The sequence below is a fragment of the Ideonella azotifigens genome (assembly GCF_006519715.1).
GTDB lineage: Bacteria > Pseudomonadota > Gammaproteobacteria > Burkholderiales > Burkholderiaceae_C > Ideonella > Ideonella azotifigens.
On sequence record NZ_VIDT01000052.1, the window covers coordinates 1 to 16244 of the forward strand.

Annotated in this window: 13 protein-coding genes; 9 read left to right on the forward strand and 4 right to left on the reverse strand. The window is 66.9% G+C overall.

The genetic code is table 11. The features are described from left to right. Positions 1-857 (forward strand): ferritin-like domain-containing protein (locus tag FKP22_RS05865; protein WP_141286089.1); only part of this gene is annotated, 857 nt, incomplete at its 5' end. 140 nt (positions 858-997) lie between these two features. On the opposite strand, the gene FKP22_RS05870 is transcribed toward FKP22_RS05865, so the two are convergent. Further along, positions 998-1303, reverse strand: coding sequence for a hypothetical protein (locus tag FKP22_RS05870; protein WP_141286092.1), 306 nt, complete (start codon positions 1301-1303; stop codon positions 998-1000). 199 nt (positions 1304-1502) lie between these two features. On the opposite strand from FKP22_RS05870, the gene FKP22_RS05875 reads away from it, so the two are divergent. The 4 genes from FKP22_RS05875 (at position 1503) to FKP22_RS05890 (ending at position 8298) form a co-directional block, all read left to right on the forward strand. Next, positions 1503-4229 (forward strand): TonB-dependent receptor, encoded by a 2727-nt coding sequence (locus tag FKP22_RS05875; protein WP_231011282.1) that lies wholly within the window; start codon positions 1503-1505, stop codon positions 4227-4229. 73 nt (positions 4230-4302) lie between these two features. Continuing rightward, positions 4303-5109 (forward strand): hypothetical protein, encoded by an 807-nt coding sequence (locus FKP22_RS05880; RefSeq protein ID WP_141286096.1) that lies wholly within the window; start codon positions 4303-4305, stop codon positions 5107-5109. 25 nt (positions 5110-5134) lie between these two features. Further along, positions 5135-6193 (forward strand): hypothetical protein, encoded by a 1059-nt coding sequence (locus FKP22_RS05885; protein WP_141286098.1) that lies wholly within the window; start codon positions 5135-5137, stop codon positions 6191-6193. Between the two features lie 200 nt (positions 6194-6393). Next, on the forward strand, positions 6394-8298 hold the full coding sequence (locus FKP22_RS05890; RefSeq protein ID WP_141286100.1) for a hypothetical protein: 1905 nt from the start codon (positions 6394-6396) through the stop codon (positions 8296-8298). Here the strand turns inward: FKP22_RS05890 and FKP22_RS05895 are convergent. Then, complete coding sequence (locus FKP22_RS05895; RefSeq protein WP_141286102.1) at positions 8291-9205, reverse strand: LysR family transcriptional regulator; 915 nt, start codon at positions 9203-9205, stop codon at positions 8291-8293. The genes FKP22_RS05890 and FKP22_RS05895 overlap by 8 nt on opposite strands. Before the next feature lie 117 nt (positions 9206-9322). Between FKP22_RS05895 and FKP22_RS31835 the strand changes: the two genes are divergently transcribed. Beyond that, positions 9323-9481: a hypothetical protein gene (locus tag FKP22_RS31835; protein WP_170200766.1), complete on the forward strand. Its 159-nt coding sequence runs from the start codon at positions 9323-9325 to the stop codon at positions 9479-9481. Between the two features lie 35 nt (positions 9482-9516). Beyond that, the gene (locus tag FKP22_RS05900) at positions 9517-10530 is read left to right on the forward strand and encodes an aldo/keto reductase (RefSeq protein WP_141286104.1); all 1014 of its coding nucleotides are present in this window, start codon (positions 9517-9519) and stop codon (positions 10528-10530) included. Positions 10531-10593: 63 nt separating this feature from the next. On the opposite strand, the gene FKP22_RS05905 is transcribed toward FKP22_RS05900, so the two are convergent. Then, complete coding sequence (locus tag FKP22_RS05905) at positions 10594-10986, reverse strand: response regulator (protein WP_259372427.1); 393 nt, start codon at positions 10984-10986, stop codon at positions 10594-10596. A gap of 4 nt (positions 10987-10990) precedes the next feature. Next, positions 10991-14194, reverse strand: coding sequence for a PAS domain S-box protein (locus FKP22_RS05910; protein WP_141286108.1), 3204 nt, complete (start codon positions 14192-14194; stop codon positions 10991-10993). Positions 14195-14634: 440 nt separating this feature from the next. Between FKP22_RS05910 and FKP22_RS05915 the strand changes: the two genes are divergently transcribed. Together FKP22_RS05915 and FKP22_RS05920 are read left to right on the forward strand one after the other, a co-directional pair. Then, positions 14635-15663, forward strand: a complete 1029-nt coding sequence (locus tag FKP22_RS05915) for a hypothetical protein (RefSeq protein WP_170200767.1) — start codon at positions 14635-14637, stop codon at positions 15661-15663. Further along, positions 15660-16244: aldo/keto reductase (locus tag FKP22_RS05920; protein ID WP_141286112.1), on the forward strand; the 585-nt coding region annotated here is incomplete at its 3' end. The genes FKP22_RS05915 and FKP22_RS05920, both read left to right, overlap by 4 nt.

Sequence of the window (16244 nt, forward strand, 5' to 3'; positions counted from 1 at the left end):
CCGGCAGTCCGCCCTTCGATTTCGCCCTTCGCCAGCGCGACGAGCTCTGGGCCGCCAGCGCCGGCGAGCTCTACCGGCAAGCGGCGGCGGCGCAGTGGGACCCCGAGACCGCCGTCGACTGGCAGGCCGAATTCAGCCTGGCCCCCGAGCTGGAAGCCGCGGTCGTGCAGGTCATGACCTACCTGATCGAGAACGAGAACGCGGCCCTGCTGGTGCCCGCGCGCTACCTCGGCCAGATCCACCCGCATTACCGTGAGGTGATGCAGCTGCTGGCGCTGCAGTGCGCAGACGAAGCCCGGCACGTGGAAGTGTTCAACCGCCGCGCCACGCTGCGTGGCGCAGAGCCCGGGCTGTCCACCGCCGGCAGCCAGGCTTCGCTGCAAACGCTGTTTGGGGTGCCTGATTTCTCGATTGCCAGCTTCCTGCTGGCTGTGCTCGGCGAGGGCAGCTTCGTCAACCTGCTGAACTTCCTGCACGAACACGCACCCGACCCTGTGACCCGCCAGATCGCCCGCCTGGCCGCGCGCGACGAGGCCCGCCACGTCGCGTTTGGCATGGCCCACCTGGAACACCGCCTTGCCGCGCAGCCCGAGTTTCTCAACAGCCTGCGCAACGCCGTGGAGCAGCGCTACGAGGCGCTGGCCAACACCACTGGCCTGAACGAAGAGGTCTTCGACTCGCTGGTCGTGATCGCTTCCGGCGGCCTCACACCCGCCGCCGTCGCCCGCGGCCACCAGGCCGTCTCGCGCCTGCAGGCCGACATGGCCACCGGCCGCCGCGCCCGGCTGACCCGCCTGGGCTTCGCCAACGAAGAGGCCGAGCGGCTGGCGGCGCTGCACACGCGCAATTTCATGTGAACCTGGGGTCCAGTGCCGGTCGATGACGAAAGCCGGTGCCTCACGGTGCCGTTGGTTTGGCATCTTGGCCGCGGCCGCTCCGCAGCGATTGCCGTCACTGGTCGCCGGCGATCGAACTCACGGTCTCTGCCACATGCCGGTCATGTGGCCCCCCGCACCATCGCCACTGCGATATCGGCTTCCGCCGCGTTCCCGGAATCGCCAACTCGCCAACGCTCGACAGCGCCCTGTGTCTGTGAGGCCGCATTCTGGCGGTCGCCTTGATGCACGCGGCCATCGCGTTCATCAGGATGGCGTTCGACATCTCTCCGTGCGCTCGGCACGTGCTCTTGCTCGCGCACTGCGTGCGCCGGAAAAAGCTGCACTCGCAGGCTCAGGAAGCCCGTAGGGAATCCACCGACCAGTGAGCGGGAAATTTTCCCAATGCTTTCTGTGTACTGGCTCATATCGTTGCATCAAGGCGGCAATGCAAAGCAATGCCTGTCGTGAAATCAGGACGCGATCACAACGAGGTTCGAGGAGGCAATACGGCTCGCCTCAAGCTCTGCCATGGCCGCAACGCGGTCGCGAACACGCCATCGAAATGGGTTCATTCACATGCACGTTCAGAGCGGTGCTTTACCGTATCGGCCTGTCCAGAAGTTGGTGGCGGTTGGACTCATTGCCGGGTGCAGCATCGCGGTCGCGCAGCAGACAGCTGCTCCGCCGGACGCGGCTGCTTCTGCGACCCCCGCGCAAATCGTCCTGATCCGCGGCCAGCGCCCGGTCGACATTGGCCCTCTGCCTGGCTCAGGCGTCTCCAAGGACCAGATTCCGGCCAACGTTCAAAGTGCCACCCGCACCGAGATCCGTGAGTCGCGTGCGCTGAACATTGGCGACTACATGAACCGGGAGATGCAGGGCGTCAACATCAACGACTACGCCGGCAACCCCTTCCAGATGGACGTGAACTACCGCGGCTTCACGGCCAGCCCGCAGATTGGCACACCGCAAGGCCTCTCGGTATTCTTCGACGGTGTCCGCGTCAACGAACCCTTCGGAGATGTCGTCAACTGGGATCTGATCCCGCTCAACGCCATCGAACGCTTCGACCTCTTTCCAGGCTCGAATCCGCTCTTCGGCCTGAACACGCTGGGCGGCGCGATTGCGGTGCACAGCAAGAGCGGCTACTCCGCGCCCGGCGTGGAAGCCTCGTTGCTTGGCGGCTCGTGGGGCCGCCGGCAGATGCAGCTTTCGGGTGGCGCCAACGATGACGGCCTCGCCGGCTTCGCTGCACTCAACCTGTTTCACGAAGACGGCTGGCGGGACGCGTCGCCTTCGCGCGTGGCGCAGTTGTTCGGTCGCGGCGACGTTTCCGTGCCGTCGGGCACCCTGACCGGGACTGTGCTCGCATCGAACAACACCCTGGTGGGCAATGGCCTGATCCCCTCCGAGCTCTATCGCCAACGCCCCGAGAGCGTCTACACCTCGCCCGACGAAGCGCGGAACAAGCTGCTGCAACTCACCGTCTCGGGCATCTACGACCTCTCTGACACGACCAGCCTCACCGGCCGCGTCTACCGGCGCACCAGCAGCCGCCACGGCTTCAACGGCGATGTCTACGAAGGCTTCGAGGACATGAGCATCACCTACGACAAGGTGGCAGCCCCTCCCGGCAGCGAGGCCATCGTCGTCGGCCGCAACGGTGCGAGTGACCCGTTCAGTGCCGGCAGCGGCGTGATCGTGGGCACACCCATCGGGCTGATCAGCAGGACGCATCTCGACCAGACCACGACGGGTGCCGCCGGTCAGCTCAACTGGAACCTCAAGACCCACGCCGCGATGGTCGGGGCTTCGGTCGACCACAACAGCACCCGTTACGAGTTGACACAGCGCCTGGGGCTGATCGACGCCTCCCACAACGTTTACTCCGATCCCGACGCGATTGGCGACCAGTACTACGCCGCAGCCAACGACGTGCCGGGCAACGACTTCTCCGGGCATTCCACCACCGGCAGCCTCTACTTCAGCGACACCTGGACACCAGCCCCCGAGTTCACGCTGACCTCGTCGGCCCGCTACAACTTCACCCGCGTCAGCAACCAATTGCTGGTGAGATCGTCCGAGGGCGACGTCGCGCTGCACGAGCTGCGTGTGAACAACAAGAACCTGGACAAGTACGTCTTCTCGACCAGCAACACCGAAGAGAGCTTCGACTACCGCTCGTTCAACCCCGCACTGGGCATGAACTGGCGTCCTGCTGCCGGCCTGAACATGTTCGCCAACCTCAGCCGCGGGGCACGCGTGCCCTCAGTGGTGGAGCTGGGTTGCGCCTTCGACGACACGCCCGTGCCCATAGACCCCACTCACCCGGAAGGCGGCACGATTGCGCGCAGCCTGCGCGGGCCGGGCTGCAACCTGCCGACCACGCTGTCCGGCGACCCGTACCTGCCGCAGATCCGCTCGCTCTCGGGCGAACTGGGCGCGCGTGGCCAGTTCAGCCAGGCCACCGCCAACCTGCAGTGGAACTTCAGCCTGTTCCGCACCGACCTGCACGACGACATCTACTACGTCGGCGTGGCCGATGGCCGCAGCTTCTTCGACACCATCGGCAAGACCCGCCGGCAAGGCGCGGAGCTGGGGCTCAAGGGCAGCGCAGGGCCTTTTGAGCTGAGCGTCGACTACGCCCATACCGAGGCCACTTTCCAGAGCCCGTTCTACGTCACCAGCCCGCACAACAGCAGCGCCGACTTCAACCAGAACTCGCAGGGCATCGCCAGCGGCGGCATCGTCTACCTGCCCTCGCCGACAGCCGGTGACAACAGCGGCCTCGGCACCTACCGCACGATTTTGGTCAAGCCGGGCGACCGCATGCCCGGCATCCCGTTGCACACGCTGAACCTGCAGTCCCGCTGGCGCGCCGGCGAGGGTCTGAAGCTGGGCCTCGGCATGCAGTTTCGTTCGTCGACCTATGTGCGAGGCAACGAAAACAACCGGCATCAAGCCAGCGGCAGCGACCAGGAGACCGGCCTGTTTTCCTGCCAGCCGGCGCAGTGCGCTGCGACCGGTTTCCAACAGGACCTGGTGCCGGTCGGCCGGCCCTTTGCCAACTCGGGCCGGCTGGGCGGCTACGCGGTGTTCAACCTCGACGCCAGCTACCAGATCAACCGCCGCACCAGCGTGTTCCTGCAGGTCACCAACCTCTTCGACCGCGGCTATGCCTCGGCCGGCCGGCTGGGCGTGAACCCCTTCGCCCCCTCGGTGAACGGCGCCATCGGCGCCAGCGGCTGGAACTACAACTCCAGCGAATGGCAGAACAGCACCTTCGTCGGGCCAGGCGCGCCGCGCGGCATCTTCGTCGGGCTGAACTACGACTTCGACGCCCGACCATGAGGCGCGCGCACCCCTCTCCAAATCGCTTCATCAACGCGCGGGAAGTTCCCGCGCACAACACGAAGGAGACACCATGACATCTCGATTCCTGCTCTCTGCCATTGCCGCCGCCGGCCTGCTCTGCCATGCGGGCGCGCAGGCCGGCTGGGTCACCGTCAGCGACTCTGGCAGCCCCGTGCTCTCGACCTGCAATCCGAAGAGCGCGAGCGGCACCCAATCGGCCACGCTGGCCACCTGCAAGATCACCGCGCTGCCGAGCTACGCAGCAGACGGCTACATCGTCGCGACCTCGGTACCGCAGCGCACGACCAACATCTCGGTCACCGGCGACACGGGCACCGCCGTGGTCGGCAAGCTTTACGAACGGGTCTGGTGCCACAGCACCAACGGCAGCACTTGCGACGCCACCAACAAGTTCATCTTCGGCATGCGAGCGAACCTGAACACGACATCGACCTGGAACTCGGATGGCGAGACCTTCGAGATCAACGACATGTTCCATGCCGTGCCCACCGGCGCGACGGTGGAGATCGCCTACTTCATGGGAACGGTCGCTGGCGGCACCAATGTGGACACGGCCCAGGCCAACAAGTACCTCGAGTATTCGGGCCGCACGAAGAAGGGCCTGGGGGAGTACGCGGGCTCGCCGAGCGGCCTGAACCCGACGCGCGACAACACCTGGATCAACTTCCGGGCCGACACCAACGCGCTGGACCCCGATGGCATCAGCAGCCCGTGGTCGCCGTGGGTCTTCGCGCGCCTGACCTGCGCCACCGGCATCGACACGGTGGCCCACACCTCCAAGCTGCGGTTGCATGAAGGTGGCGAAGAAGGCCAGTCGGACATCGAGGTCCTGATGTCGGGCTACGTCTGCCAGTGACACGCTGCCGCAGCCGGAACAGGCGATGAGCGCGACCGCGATGCAAGGCTCCGGGCGGGCAGGTGGGCTGGCCATCGCCCGGTTGGCAGTTGCCGGGTTGGCAGTCGCCGGCCTGGCGCTGCTGCTTGCCTGGTGGTGGATGGTCGGGGCGGACGATTCGCCCCGGCCTTCGCCGCAGCCCGCCGCCGCGGTGCGTTCCGAGGCGACGCCATTCGTGGCGCTCACTGCCTCGCTCGCCGAAGCAGCGCCGTTGGCACGCGCACGCGCTCCCTCGGACTCGTCACCTGCCTGCGCGGCCCAAAGCATCAGGCTGGCGCTTGGCGCCATGCCGCCTGAACCTCGATGCGCCACGCCGACCAGCACACGGCGCAGCGGCGAAACCCTGATCCACGAGGTCCAGACCATCGGCGGCACCTCCGGCTGGACGCTGCGTGCAGAGACCATCGGCCCCGTCGTGCATCGGCTCACCTTGACGAGTGCACAAGGCGCGCGCTACGGCTGCAGCGAGAACGAGGCCGGCTGTGCAGGCGTGAGCTTCGATCAGAACCAGCCGAACTCGACCCATCGCATCGTGCTCGCCGACACGCTGTTGCGGGTACTGCCACCGCAGCGCCCAAAAGGCATGCGTGCTGCCGACTTCGCGCCGGCGATGGTCGATGCCGATGCCACAGCGGCCCCGATCCGGGTGAGCGCAGCGCTGGCCGTCCCAGCCGTGGACGAGTCGGCCTGCGCTGGGGAGGCGCTCGCGCTGGTTGCCAGCAGCGGCCAGGTGAGCAAGTTCTGCGCTGATGCCGGCAACGAGCAGGGCAGCCTGCCGGGCGGCGGTGAACAAATCGGCTACCTGCCGTACGCAGGACCGGCGCTGCGCATTCGCGTTGACGAGCACGGGCGGGTCTCGCGCGTCGAGATGGGCTCGCTCGCCTGCGAAGGCGGCGCCTGCACAGGTGTTGCCATCGAGGACGCCGAGCACGGCGCACCCCCAGGACTGCGCAGCATCGCGTTTGCCGGCACGACGCTGATGCCGAGCGGCAGCGGAGGCTCGGCCGAATCCATGGTTGTGAACGGCCGGCTGCCCCTGCCGTGAACACCCTGCCAACCCAACCGAGTCGTCGTCGCGTGAAACCTCAGCTCAACGCCAACCCTGTCGCAACCAGCCCTCGATCAGCGGCTCTACCTCGCTCGATGGCGCGCAGCGCGGCGTGCGTGATCGCGCTGGCACTGTGCGGCTGCGGAGGCGGCGGTGAGGGCAGCAGCGAGGCGCCCTCTGCGACCGTCCCGCCCTCGATGAGCGGCACGGTGAGCGACGGCGTGGTGATGGACATGGGCAACTTTCGCGGCCTGGACGTCGGTGTGAAAGGCAGCGCAGGCATCGCGCGCGAAACGAGCGCCGTCACGGTCACCACCCACTACAACGTGACCTTGGATCAGTTGGCGCCGCCTTACCTGTTGTCGGCCAATGTGCTGGACGGCATTCGCCTTCTCGCCCCGGCAACCAGGGACGGCACGGCCAACCTGACGCCACTGACGACGCTGACAACCGCCTGGCTGCTCGGGACCGACCCTGCCGCCTACTTCGACAACACCCTCGCAGGGCAAGGTGGCGTGCCGGCGTTCACTGACGCCGAGGTGGCGACCGCTCAGGCCGAGGTGACGCGTTACCTGGCACGCGTGAGCCAGGTCGAGCTGAACTCGTCCATCGCAAGCCAGAACTGGGTCACCACGCCGATGCAGAACGCACCCGGCGATGCGATGTTCGACCAGATCGTCGTGCTCAACAACGCGCTCACCGCGGCCACTTCGAGCCTGGCGCAGTTGGCCGGCGAGGTCGCTGCCCAGAAGCAGCGCTGCAGTCGCACCCGTGTGGCGGTGACGGGCGGCATTGCTGCCAACCACTTCTGCCAGAAGGACAGCAGCTCGCAGTTCATGAGCGGCAATCTCGTCCGCGTTTTCAACTTCGCCGACATCGAGGGATCGACGCTGGCCCTGAGGGTGAAAAACGGGGCCGTCATCCGGATCGCCTACGTCACCCGAGAAGGCAGTTTTGGCTGCGACAGCCAGACCGCATGCGCCGGTGCCACGGTCGGCGCGTTGACCGCGGACGACACGGTGCCGATCACGCTGGCCGGCGTCCAACTCCGCGCGCAGGCTGGCACCAAGGTCGCCCTTGACGGTGCACTGGCCGGCGCGGGAGCCTTGCCCACCTTGCCTTGCGACAACGACAAGTTCTACCTGCTCGATCCCGCTGGCGGCGTACGAGGCCTTTGCATGTACGAGGCCGGCGCCAACAAACGAGCGTCTCAGGCCGACTACAACTGGGGCAGCCAGGACGGCGACCAACCTTACTACCTGGAACTGGTGAGCGACGGTACGAGCGTTGCCAGCATCGACGTGTGGTGGTACGACCCCGAGACTGGCAACCCCCTGACGCTGTACCGCTGCGAGCAAGCGGCCTGCACCGGCGTCACCATCAGCGAACCGTTGGACAGCGTGGACGAATATGGCGACCCACTGCGCGCGCGCAACTTCGCGCTGCACAACGTGCCGATGTCGGCAGTTGACAGCGAAGGCCGTCTCGGCAGCGCCGTGGCAATGACCGTCACTGCAACACTGAGCAACCGGGTGCCCGGCGCGGGATTCACCCCGGACTGCAGCACCAGCATCGAGCACAACACCGTCAGCTTCAGTGACAGCACGCCGGCACTGGACGTCTGCCCACCGCCGCCCAGCTCCGACGATTACTACACCTTCAAGAGCGCCTACCCGTATTACGTCCCCGGCATCGATGATGCGGTCGACTTCAGCGTCTCGACCTACGTGGTCCCGATCGACGGCAGCGTGTCCCCACTCAACACCATCCACGTGGTCCTGTCCGGCAACACCGTGCTGAAGATCTTCCTGCAAACCGCGGGAGACACGCGCAGCTTCTCGTGCCTGGCGGATGCCTGCGCGGGTGTCACGGTCTCGGCGCTCGATGATCAGGGCCAGCGGACCATCGGGTTCAACGGGACGGTGCTGCTGGAGGACCCGGTCCGCCAGATCCCCGGCGCGGGCACCACGGCGGTCATCACTGGTGGATTCCTCTCGGTGTCGGATCCGTATTTCGTTCCCTTGTCGGTGGGTGGGCGGCGCGCCGTGACAGCACTGCCATCGCGTCCCCGCCAGGCGAGGGCAGCGCCGGGCTTCAGGTAGGCGCCTGCGAGACCTCGGTCGCCACCTCGGCAATGACCCCGCGCAGCCAGCGGTGCGCCGGGTCGTTGCGCCAGCGCACGTGCCAGGCCATCTCGACCGGAAACGTGCCCAGGTCCACCGGCGTGGGCAGCACCTTCAGCCGCGTGTCGCTGGCCAGGCGACGGCAGATCAGGCCGGGCAGCGTGGCGCAGCAGTCGGTCACCGCCACCATTTCGGGCACCGAGAGGAAGTGCGTGACCGAGACGGCCACCTCGCGCTTGAGCCCTTCGCGCTGCAGCGCCTGGAACAGCCCGGCGCGCAGCCGGCCAGGCGGCAGCACGTTCACATGCTTGAGCTGCTCGTATTGCTTCTTGCTGATCTTCTGGCCGGTCACCAGCGGATGGTCCGCGCGCACCACGCAGGCCAGGCCGTCGTCCATCAGGTGCTGCACGATCAGGTTGTCCGGCGGGTCCACGAAGCGGCCCATCACCAGCGCGGTGCTGCCCGAGATCACGCCGGTCTCGGCCAGGTCCGTGCCGAAAGGCGCCAGGCGCAGGCTGATGCCCGGCGCCTGCGCGCGCAGCCGCGCAACGATGGCCGGCATCAGCGTGTATTCCACATAGCTGTTCGGCGCCAGGATCAGCTGCAGCCGGGCCTTGGCCGGGTCGAAGGCCTGCTGGCCGAGGATCAGGTCGTCCAGGCTGGCCAGCGCGGCGGCCATCACGGGGGCCAGTTCCTCGGCCTTCTGCGTAGGCTGCATGCCATAGCGCTCGCGGATGAACAGAGGGTCCTGCAGCAGCGTGCGCAGCCGCGTCAGCGCGTTGGACAGCGCCGGCTGCGTGATGCCCAGGCGCTCGGCTGCGCGGGTCACGCTGCGCTCCTCCATCAGGGTCAGGAACACCGGCAGCAGGTTCAGGTCGTAGCGCATCCAGATATATTGCTTTGTGAATGTCTGGAATTCAACAGATAAATTGGATGAATTGAGACGGAGTCTTCATCATTCGTTCCAAGCCAACGAGTCCTCCAGTTGCACAGAGCGCCCGCCATGTCGACCGACATTCTGTTCACCCCCACCCGCCTGCGAGAGAACACTCCCCTGTTCGAGGCACCCGTGGCTGCCTTCTTCGGTGGTGGTGCCGAGGGCCATGCCCGATTTAGCCTTGCCCATCCGCTCACGCAAGCGACCGAGACCGCGGCCGCCTGAGCACTTCAACCCGCTTTGACAAAAGGAAACACACCATGGCATTCAAGGACCTTTTCCCCGGCAAGCTCGGCTTTGGCACCGCGCCGCTGGGCAACATGTTCCGCGACATTCCCGAAGCCGAGGCGCAGGCCACGGTGGAAGCGGCCTGGAACGACGGCATCCGCTACTTCGACAACGCGCCGCTCTACGGTGCCGGCCTGGCCGAGATTCGCATGGGCCAGGCGCTGGAAGGCAAGCCGCGCAGCGAATACGTCATCAGCACCAAGGTCGGCCGGCTGATCCTTGACGAAGTCGAGGACGTGAACGCGCGCGACATGGGCGAGAAGGGCGGCGTCTTCAAGCACGGCCGGCCCAACAAGATCGTCAACGACTACTCGGCCGACGCCACGCTGCGCTCGATCGAAGACAGCCTGAAGCGCCTGAAGACCGACCACATCGAGATCGCCTTTGTGCACGACCTGGCGCAGGACTTCTACGGCGACGAATGGCTGGCCGCCTTCGAGAGCGCGCGCAAGGGCGCCTTCAAGGCGCTGGACCGGCTGCGCGACGAAGGCGTCATCAAGGCCTGGGGCCTGGGCGTCAACAAGGTGGAGGCCATCGAGCTGCTGCTGGACCTCGAAGCCCCGCGGCCCGATGGTTTTCTGCTCGCGGGCCGCTACACGCTGCTGGACCACGAGCTCGCGCTGCAGCGTGTGATGCCCAAGGTCACCGAAGGCGGCCTGGGCATCGTCGTCGGCGGTCCCTACAGCTCGGGCGCACTGGTCGGCGGTCCGAACTTCGAATACGCCCCGGCCAAGCCCGCCATCCTCGCCAAGGTCGCGAAGATCAAGGCCATCGCGGACCGATACGGTGTCAGCATGAAGGCCGCCGGCCTGCAGTTCTCGCTTGCCAACCCGGCGGTGGCCGCCGTCATCCCCGGCGCCAGCCAGCCCAGCCGCATCGCCGAAGACCGCGCTGCGCTGAACGAGGTGGTGCCGGCCGACTTCTGGCGCGAGCTGCGCCAGGCGGGGCTGGTGCATCCTGCGGCGCCGCTGCCGGGTGGTGCCTGAGTTCGGGTTCGCCAGGGCCACGAAGAGGGCGACGGAGCGCCAGGTGCACGCTCGCGGTGCGAGTCAGACTGCGCGGGGCGTCCTTGACGCTGCCAGGCAGGCCAGCACCTGCGAGCCGAACTGCTTGACGTCGATCGGCTTGGACAGATAGCCATCGCAGCCAGCGGCGCGCATCCTGGCCTCGTCTCCCTGCATCGCAAAGGCGGTGAAGGCCACGATGCAGATGTGCCGCGTGGCCGGGTCCGCCTTCAGTTCCCGTGTCACCTCCAGCCCGTCCTTGCCTGGCATCTGGATGTCCATCAGGATCAGGTCCGGCCTGAAAGACGCTGCCTTCTGAATCGCTTGCGCACCGTCGGCAGCGGTGTCTACCTCGAACTTCGCGGCCAGCAACACGAACTGGGCGATGGCGATGTTCATCGCGTTGTCGTCGACGATCAGCACGCGGGGCTTGCTCACGGCTTCACCCCGCATGCGTCGCAGCGGGCTGGCCCCAGCGTCGCACGCTTTCCAGCACCGCCGCCATGGCGCCGCCGCCCTTGACCAGGATCGCGCGCGCCGACCGGGCCAGGATCGCATATTCGTCGTCGGTCAGCATCATGCTGGTCCAGATGAACACCGGCACCTCGCGCCAGGCCGGCATGCGTTGCAAGGCGTCGAGCACCTGGAAGCCGTCGAACTCCGGCATCATCAGGTCGAGCAGGATGGCATCTGGGCGGCAGTGGTCGATCTCCTGCATCGCCTGGCGGCCATCCTGGAAGCAGACGGCGTCGATGCCGATGCTCTTCAGCGTCGCGCACATCAAGTCGAGCGACGCCGTGTCGTCGTCGATCACCATGACATTGGCGCGTCCCGGTGCCGGCAACCTGAAGCGCATCATGGCCGACGTGATTTCGTCGCCGCGGATGGGCTTGCACAGGACGTTGGCAATGGCGAAGGTGGCACTCATTGCCAGGTCCGCCGGCATGGTCACGCCAACCACTGGCGACGCCTGGCTTGCCCCCCGGCTGCGGATGTCGCCCAGCAGTTCCAGCCCGCGCATGCCCGGCAGGCTCAGGTCCAGCGTCAGCGCCGCATAGGCCGTTTCACGTGCCCGGCGCAACGCATACGGGCCGTCCGCAGCGGCATCCACCTCGAAGCCTGCCTGCGAGAGCGCGTCGACCAGCAGTGCCTGGTCGCGCTGGTCGTCCTCTATCACCAGCACGCGGCCGGCCTCCCGTTCCTGCACCCTCCGCGCCGCGGCTTCGGCGCGCTGGGTGTCTTGTCCATGCACCCTGTTCAGCACGACATGGAACACGCTGCCCACCCCCACCGTGCTGCGCACGCCGACCTGGCCACCCTGCGCCTCGACCAGCCGGCGCGTCAGCGCCAGGCCCAGGCCGGTGCCCTGGTGCTGCTTGCTGTAGCCCGCGTCCAGTTGCTGGAATTCGGTGAACAGGCGTGGCAGGTCGGCCGGCGAAATGCCGATGCCCGAGTCTTCGACTTCGACCCGGAAGTGTTCGGCTCCCTCGGCCATGACCCGCACCACGACATGCCCGCCCGATGCGGAGAACTTGATGGCGTTCGAGAGGTAGTTGTAGAGCACCTGCTTCAGTCGTGCCGGGTCCAGCCTCAGGTCGGTCAGGCCGGCATCGATGGCCATCGAGATGACGATGTCCTTGCGGCTGGTCGCCGAGTGCAGAACGGCTTGTGCCTCCTTCAGGATCGAGGCCAGGTCCAAGGGCTCCGGGAAGAACTCGAACTTGCCCGACTCGACCTTGGACAGATCCAGCACGTCGTTGATCAACTGCAGCAGGTTCCGTCCGCTGTTGGCGATGTGGCCGAGGAATTCCTGGTGCTTGGGCGAATCGGGCTTGACGAAGCCCGACTGCATCAGTTCCGCAAAGCCGATCACCGCGTTGAGCGGCGTGCGAAGTTCGTGCGACATGTTGGCCAGGAACTGGCTCTTGAGCCGGGTGGCCTCCTGGATCTGCCGGTTCTCGGCCTCCAGCCGCTGCACCTCCAGCCGCGCGCGCTCTGCCTCACGCTGCTCGGTGATGTCGATCACGATGCCAGGCATGTGCGTGGCCCTGCCGCCTTCGCGCTGGACGCTGCCGTGCTGGCTGATCCAGTGCAGGGACCCATCGGGCCAGACCACACGGCACTGGACGCGCCAGTCGCGCAGCTCGGTGATGGCCACCTGCAGGCTCTGCTCGACCTCGGCCCGGTCTTCCGGATGCACGTGCTGGAAGAATGTGTCGAGATGCCAGTCCGGCTGCTGTTCGCCGTAGCCGAAGCATTGGTCATGGCGTGTGGAATGCTGCATGGCGCCGGTCGCGAGGTCGAGGTTCCAGGCACCGACGCGGGCGGCGTCTAGTGTGAAGCGTAGGCGCGCCTCGCTGTCGCGCAGGGCGGCCTCTGCCCGTCGCTGGCGCGAGACGTCGCGGGCGATTTTCGAAGCGCCGATCACGCGGCCCGCAGCATCCTTGATCGGCGAGATGGTGACGGAAACATCGATCTGTTCTCCGTTTTGCCGCAGGCGAACCGTGTCGAAGGCCGGCACGGACTTGCCCAGTGCCAACTCCGCGAGGATGCGCATCTCCTCGTCCTGCCGGTGTGTCGGGATCAACATCTGAACCGGCTGCCCGATGGCCTCCTCGGCGGAATAGCCGAAGATGGTCTGGGCCGCCCGGTTCCAGCTCGCGATGCGCCCGTCCAGCGCCTTGCTGACAATGGCGTCATTGGATGATTCGACGATGGCAGCCAGTCGCTGCGTCTCTGCCTCTGCCTGCTTGCGATCGCTGATGTCCAGCACGAAGGCGGTCCCTTCCCGGAGTTCGCCGTCGCGGCTCGCCGACCCGATCAGGATCGGAATGCGTGTGCCGTCCTTGTGGATGAACTCCTTTTCGTAGGGCGTGCCCACGCCCTCGGCATTCAACTGGCGCAGCGCCGCCTGGTCGCGCAATCCGTACTCGGGCGGCGTCAAGGCCGACCAGCTCAGCTTTCCGGCCAGCAGCTCGCCGCGCGTGTAGCCAACCATCCGCAGGAACTTGTCGTTGGCATCGGTGATCCCGCCTTCGAGTTCCCAGTAGAACAAGCCGATCATTTCGGAGTGGAAGAGTTGGCCGAGACGCTCTTTGCTGATGCGCAGGGCTTCGGTGGCGCGCACCTGGGGCGAAATATTCCGGATGGTGATGAAGGAGGCATTCACCTTGCCCTCCGCATCGTGGAGCGCCGAGCCGTTGTAGCTTGCCCAGAACTCCTTGCCGGTGTCGCGGCGGACGGCCCGCAGCACCTGATCCTGCACCTGTTCGCCGCGCAGCACACGCGATGCAGGCCAGTCTCCGATCTCGAGTCGTCGCGCAGAGGGGTCCCATCCCTCCCACAGGACCGGCAGCGCTGCGCGGCCCATCTCGCCGCGCTCTGTTTCGTCGAAACCATGGAGGCGCAACGAGGCGCGGTTCTGGAAGACCACATTGCCTTCAACGTCGAAGACCATCAGGCCCTCGGACATTTCCTCGACAACGCGGCGAAACTGCAACTCGTCGTGGCGCAGCAGGTCCACCAGTCCGCCGCCCCTCGGAGCGCGTTCATGTTCGGCGACCTTTGCACGCAGCACTTCCAGCTCGCTCGGGACCGTCACCACCGCGTCGGCGCTGCTGGCCGCATAAGCATCAGGTTCCTGCATCTGGGCCACTCGCTGGAGCGCTTGTGCTCGCTGTCGCAGCCCGCATCGACGAGAAGTCCAGGGCTGTCCCCGACAACGACCGCAATGTGTTCATGCTCGACAGAGCTCCGCATCAGTGACTGTGCGGCGTTGCCATCGGCGAAGGATCTGCGCCAATCAGGTGCCTATTCTGATCCTTTTGCGCAGCTCGTCTCCAAATGTTTTGTTTTGAAGGATTTGGCGGCCGCGTGAAGTGTCGGGCAGCAATCGCAGCGAAGCTGGGCCAGGCCGAGCTGTGTGCAGGCTGCGCTTGGCCACATCGACGCTGCAGCGCAGCATGGCCGGCCGGCACGGTGCGTCTTTCGCATCCCGCGTTCGTCAGCTTGTCGGCCCTCGCGTGGCGGCCCATACTGGCCTGCTCGGCCACCTGTGATGCGTGGTCTGCATCTGAAGGAGCCCCCATGAGCCGACACCTCGCTGTCACCGCCTCGCTGTTGTTGGCCACCGCCCTGGCGGGCGCGCAAGCCCAGGCCCAGCAGCGCTACAGCTTCAGCTTGCTGGCACCGCTGGCGGGCGGCGTGCAAAGCGGGGCCAATGGCCTGAACGATTTGGGGCAGGTCGTCGGTTCCACCGGCTTCGCGGACGACGGCCCGGCGCAGGCCACGCGCTGGAAGCAGGCCACGCCGGCGGCGCTGCCTGGCCTGGGCGGCCCGGGCGCTTCGGTGGCGCAAGGCGTGAACCTGCGCGGCTGGGCGGCCGGCAAGAGCTTGACGGTGCAGGGCGACACCCACGCCACCTTGTGGAAAAACGGCGTGGCGACCGACCTGGGCACGCTGGGCGGCCGCACCAGCATCGCCTACGCCATCAACACAAAGGGCGTGGTGGTGGGCTTCAGCAACTTCAGCCCCAGCGACCCGAACAACAGCCACGCCACCGTGTGGCAGGGCAGCAGCAAGACCGACCTGGGCACGCTGGGCGGCAGCTACAGCGGCGCCTATGCGGTGAACACCAGCGGCCAGGTGGCCGGCCAAAGCGCGGTGACAGGCAACGTGGCCGTGCACGCGGTGCGCTGGACCGGCGGCGTGCCGACCGACCTGGGCCCGGGCTACGGCTACGGCATCAATGACGCAGGTGAGGTGGTCGGCTCCAACGGCCAGACGGCCACCTGGTGGCAGAACGACAGCCCCGTGGACCTGGGCACGCTGGGCGGCTCGCTGAGCCTGGCCACGGACATCAACAACGCCGGCCAGATCGTCGGCTACAGCCTCACCCTGGCCAACGCCGCTTCGCACGCGGTGCTGTGGCAGGATGGCGTGGCGACCGACCTCAACAGCGTGCTCTCGCTGGCCACGCGCCAGGCTGGCTGGGTGCTGGCCAACGCGGCGGCCATCAATGAAAACGGCTGGATCACCGGCACCGCGTTCAACACGCTCACTGCGGCGCAGTCGGCCTACCTGCTCAAACCCAAACCAACGCCCGCATCACGATGAATCCTGTTCGCACCGTTTCACTGCCCACCGGCGAGCGGGTGCCGGCCCTCGGGCTGGGCACCTGGAAGATGGGCGAATCCACGCGCGCAGCGGCGCTGGAGGTCGCCGCCATCCGCCACGCCATCGCGCTGGGCTACCGGCTGTTCGACACCGCCGAGATGTACGGCGAAGGCGGCGCCGAGACGGTGCTCGGCAAGGCGCTGGCCGAGGCGCTTCGTGCGGGCGAGGTCCGCCGCGAGGAGCTGACCATCGTCAGCAAGGTCTACCCGCACAACGCCAGCCGCAAGGGCGTGCCGGCGGCCTGTGACCGCAGCCGCCAGCGGCTGGGGCTGGATGTGATCGACGTCTACCTGCTGCACTGGCGCGGCGGCGTGCCGCTGGCCGAAACAGTGGATGCCTTCGAGGCCGAAAAAGCCCGCGGTGCGATCCGCGAATGGGGCGTGTCCAACTTCGATGTGCACGACCTGGTCGAACTCGAAGGCCTGCCCGCCGCCAGCAGTGCCGACGGCCTGCTGCGCTGCGCCACCAACCAGGTCTGCTACGCGCTGGACGAACGCGGCCCGGACTTCGGCCTGCGCGCC

Excerpts from the sequence above, each read along its gene's own strand:
- FKP22_RS05870 (WP_141286092.1), bottom strand. The coding sequence starts at position 1,303 with ATGAGCCAGTACACAGAAAGCATTGGGAAAATTTCCCGCTCACTGGTC.
- FKP22_RS05880 (WP_141286096.1), top strand. The coding sequence starts at position 4,303 with ATGACATCTCGATTCCTGCTCTCTGCCATTGCCGCCGCCGGCCTGCTC.
- FKP22_RS05885 (WP_141286098.1), top strand. The coding sequence starts at position 5,135 with ATGAGCGCGACCGCGATGCAAGGCTCCGGGCGGGCAGGTGGGCTGGCC.
- FKP22_RS05890 (WP_141286100.1), top strand. The coding sequence starts at position 6,394 with ATGAGCGGCACGGTGAGCGACGGCGTGGTGATGGACATGGGCAACTTT.
- FKP22_RS05895 (WP_141286102.1), bottom strand. The coding sequence starts at position 9,205 with ATGCGCTACGACCTGAACCTGCTGCCGGTGTTCCTGACCCTGATGGAG.
- FKP22_RS31835 (WP_170200766.1), top strand. The coding sequence starts at position 9,323 with ATGTCGACCGACATTCTGTTCACCCCCACCCGCCTGCGAGAGAACACT.
- FKP22_RS05900 (WP_141286104.1), top strand. The coding sequence starts at position 9,517 with ATGGCATTCAAGGACCTTTTCCCCGGCAAGCTCGGCTTTGGCACCGCG.
- FKP22_RS05910 (WP_141286108.1), bottom strand. The coding sequence starts at position 14,194 with ATGCAGGAACCTGATGCTTATGCGGCCAGCAGCGCCGACGCGGTGGTG.
- FKP22_RS05915 (WP_170200767.1), top strand. The coding sequence starts at position 14,635 with ATGAGCCGACACCTCGCTGTCACCGCCTCGCTGTTGTTGGCCACCGCC.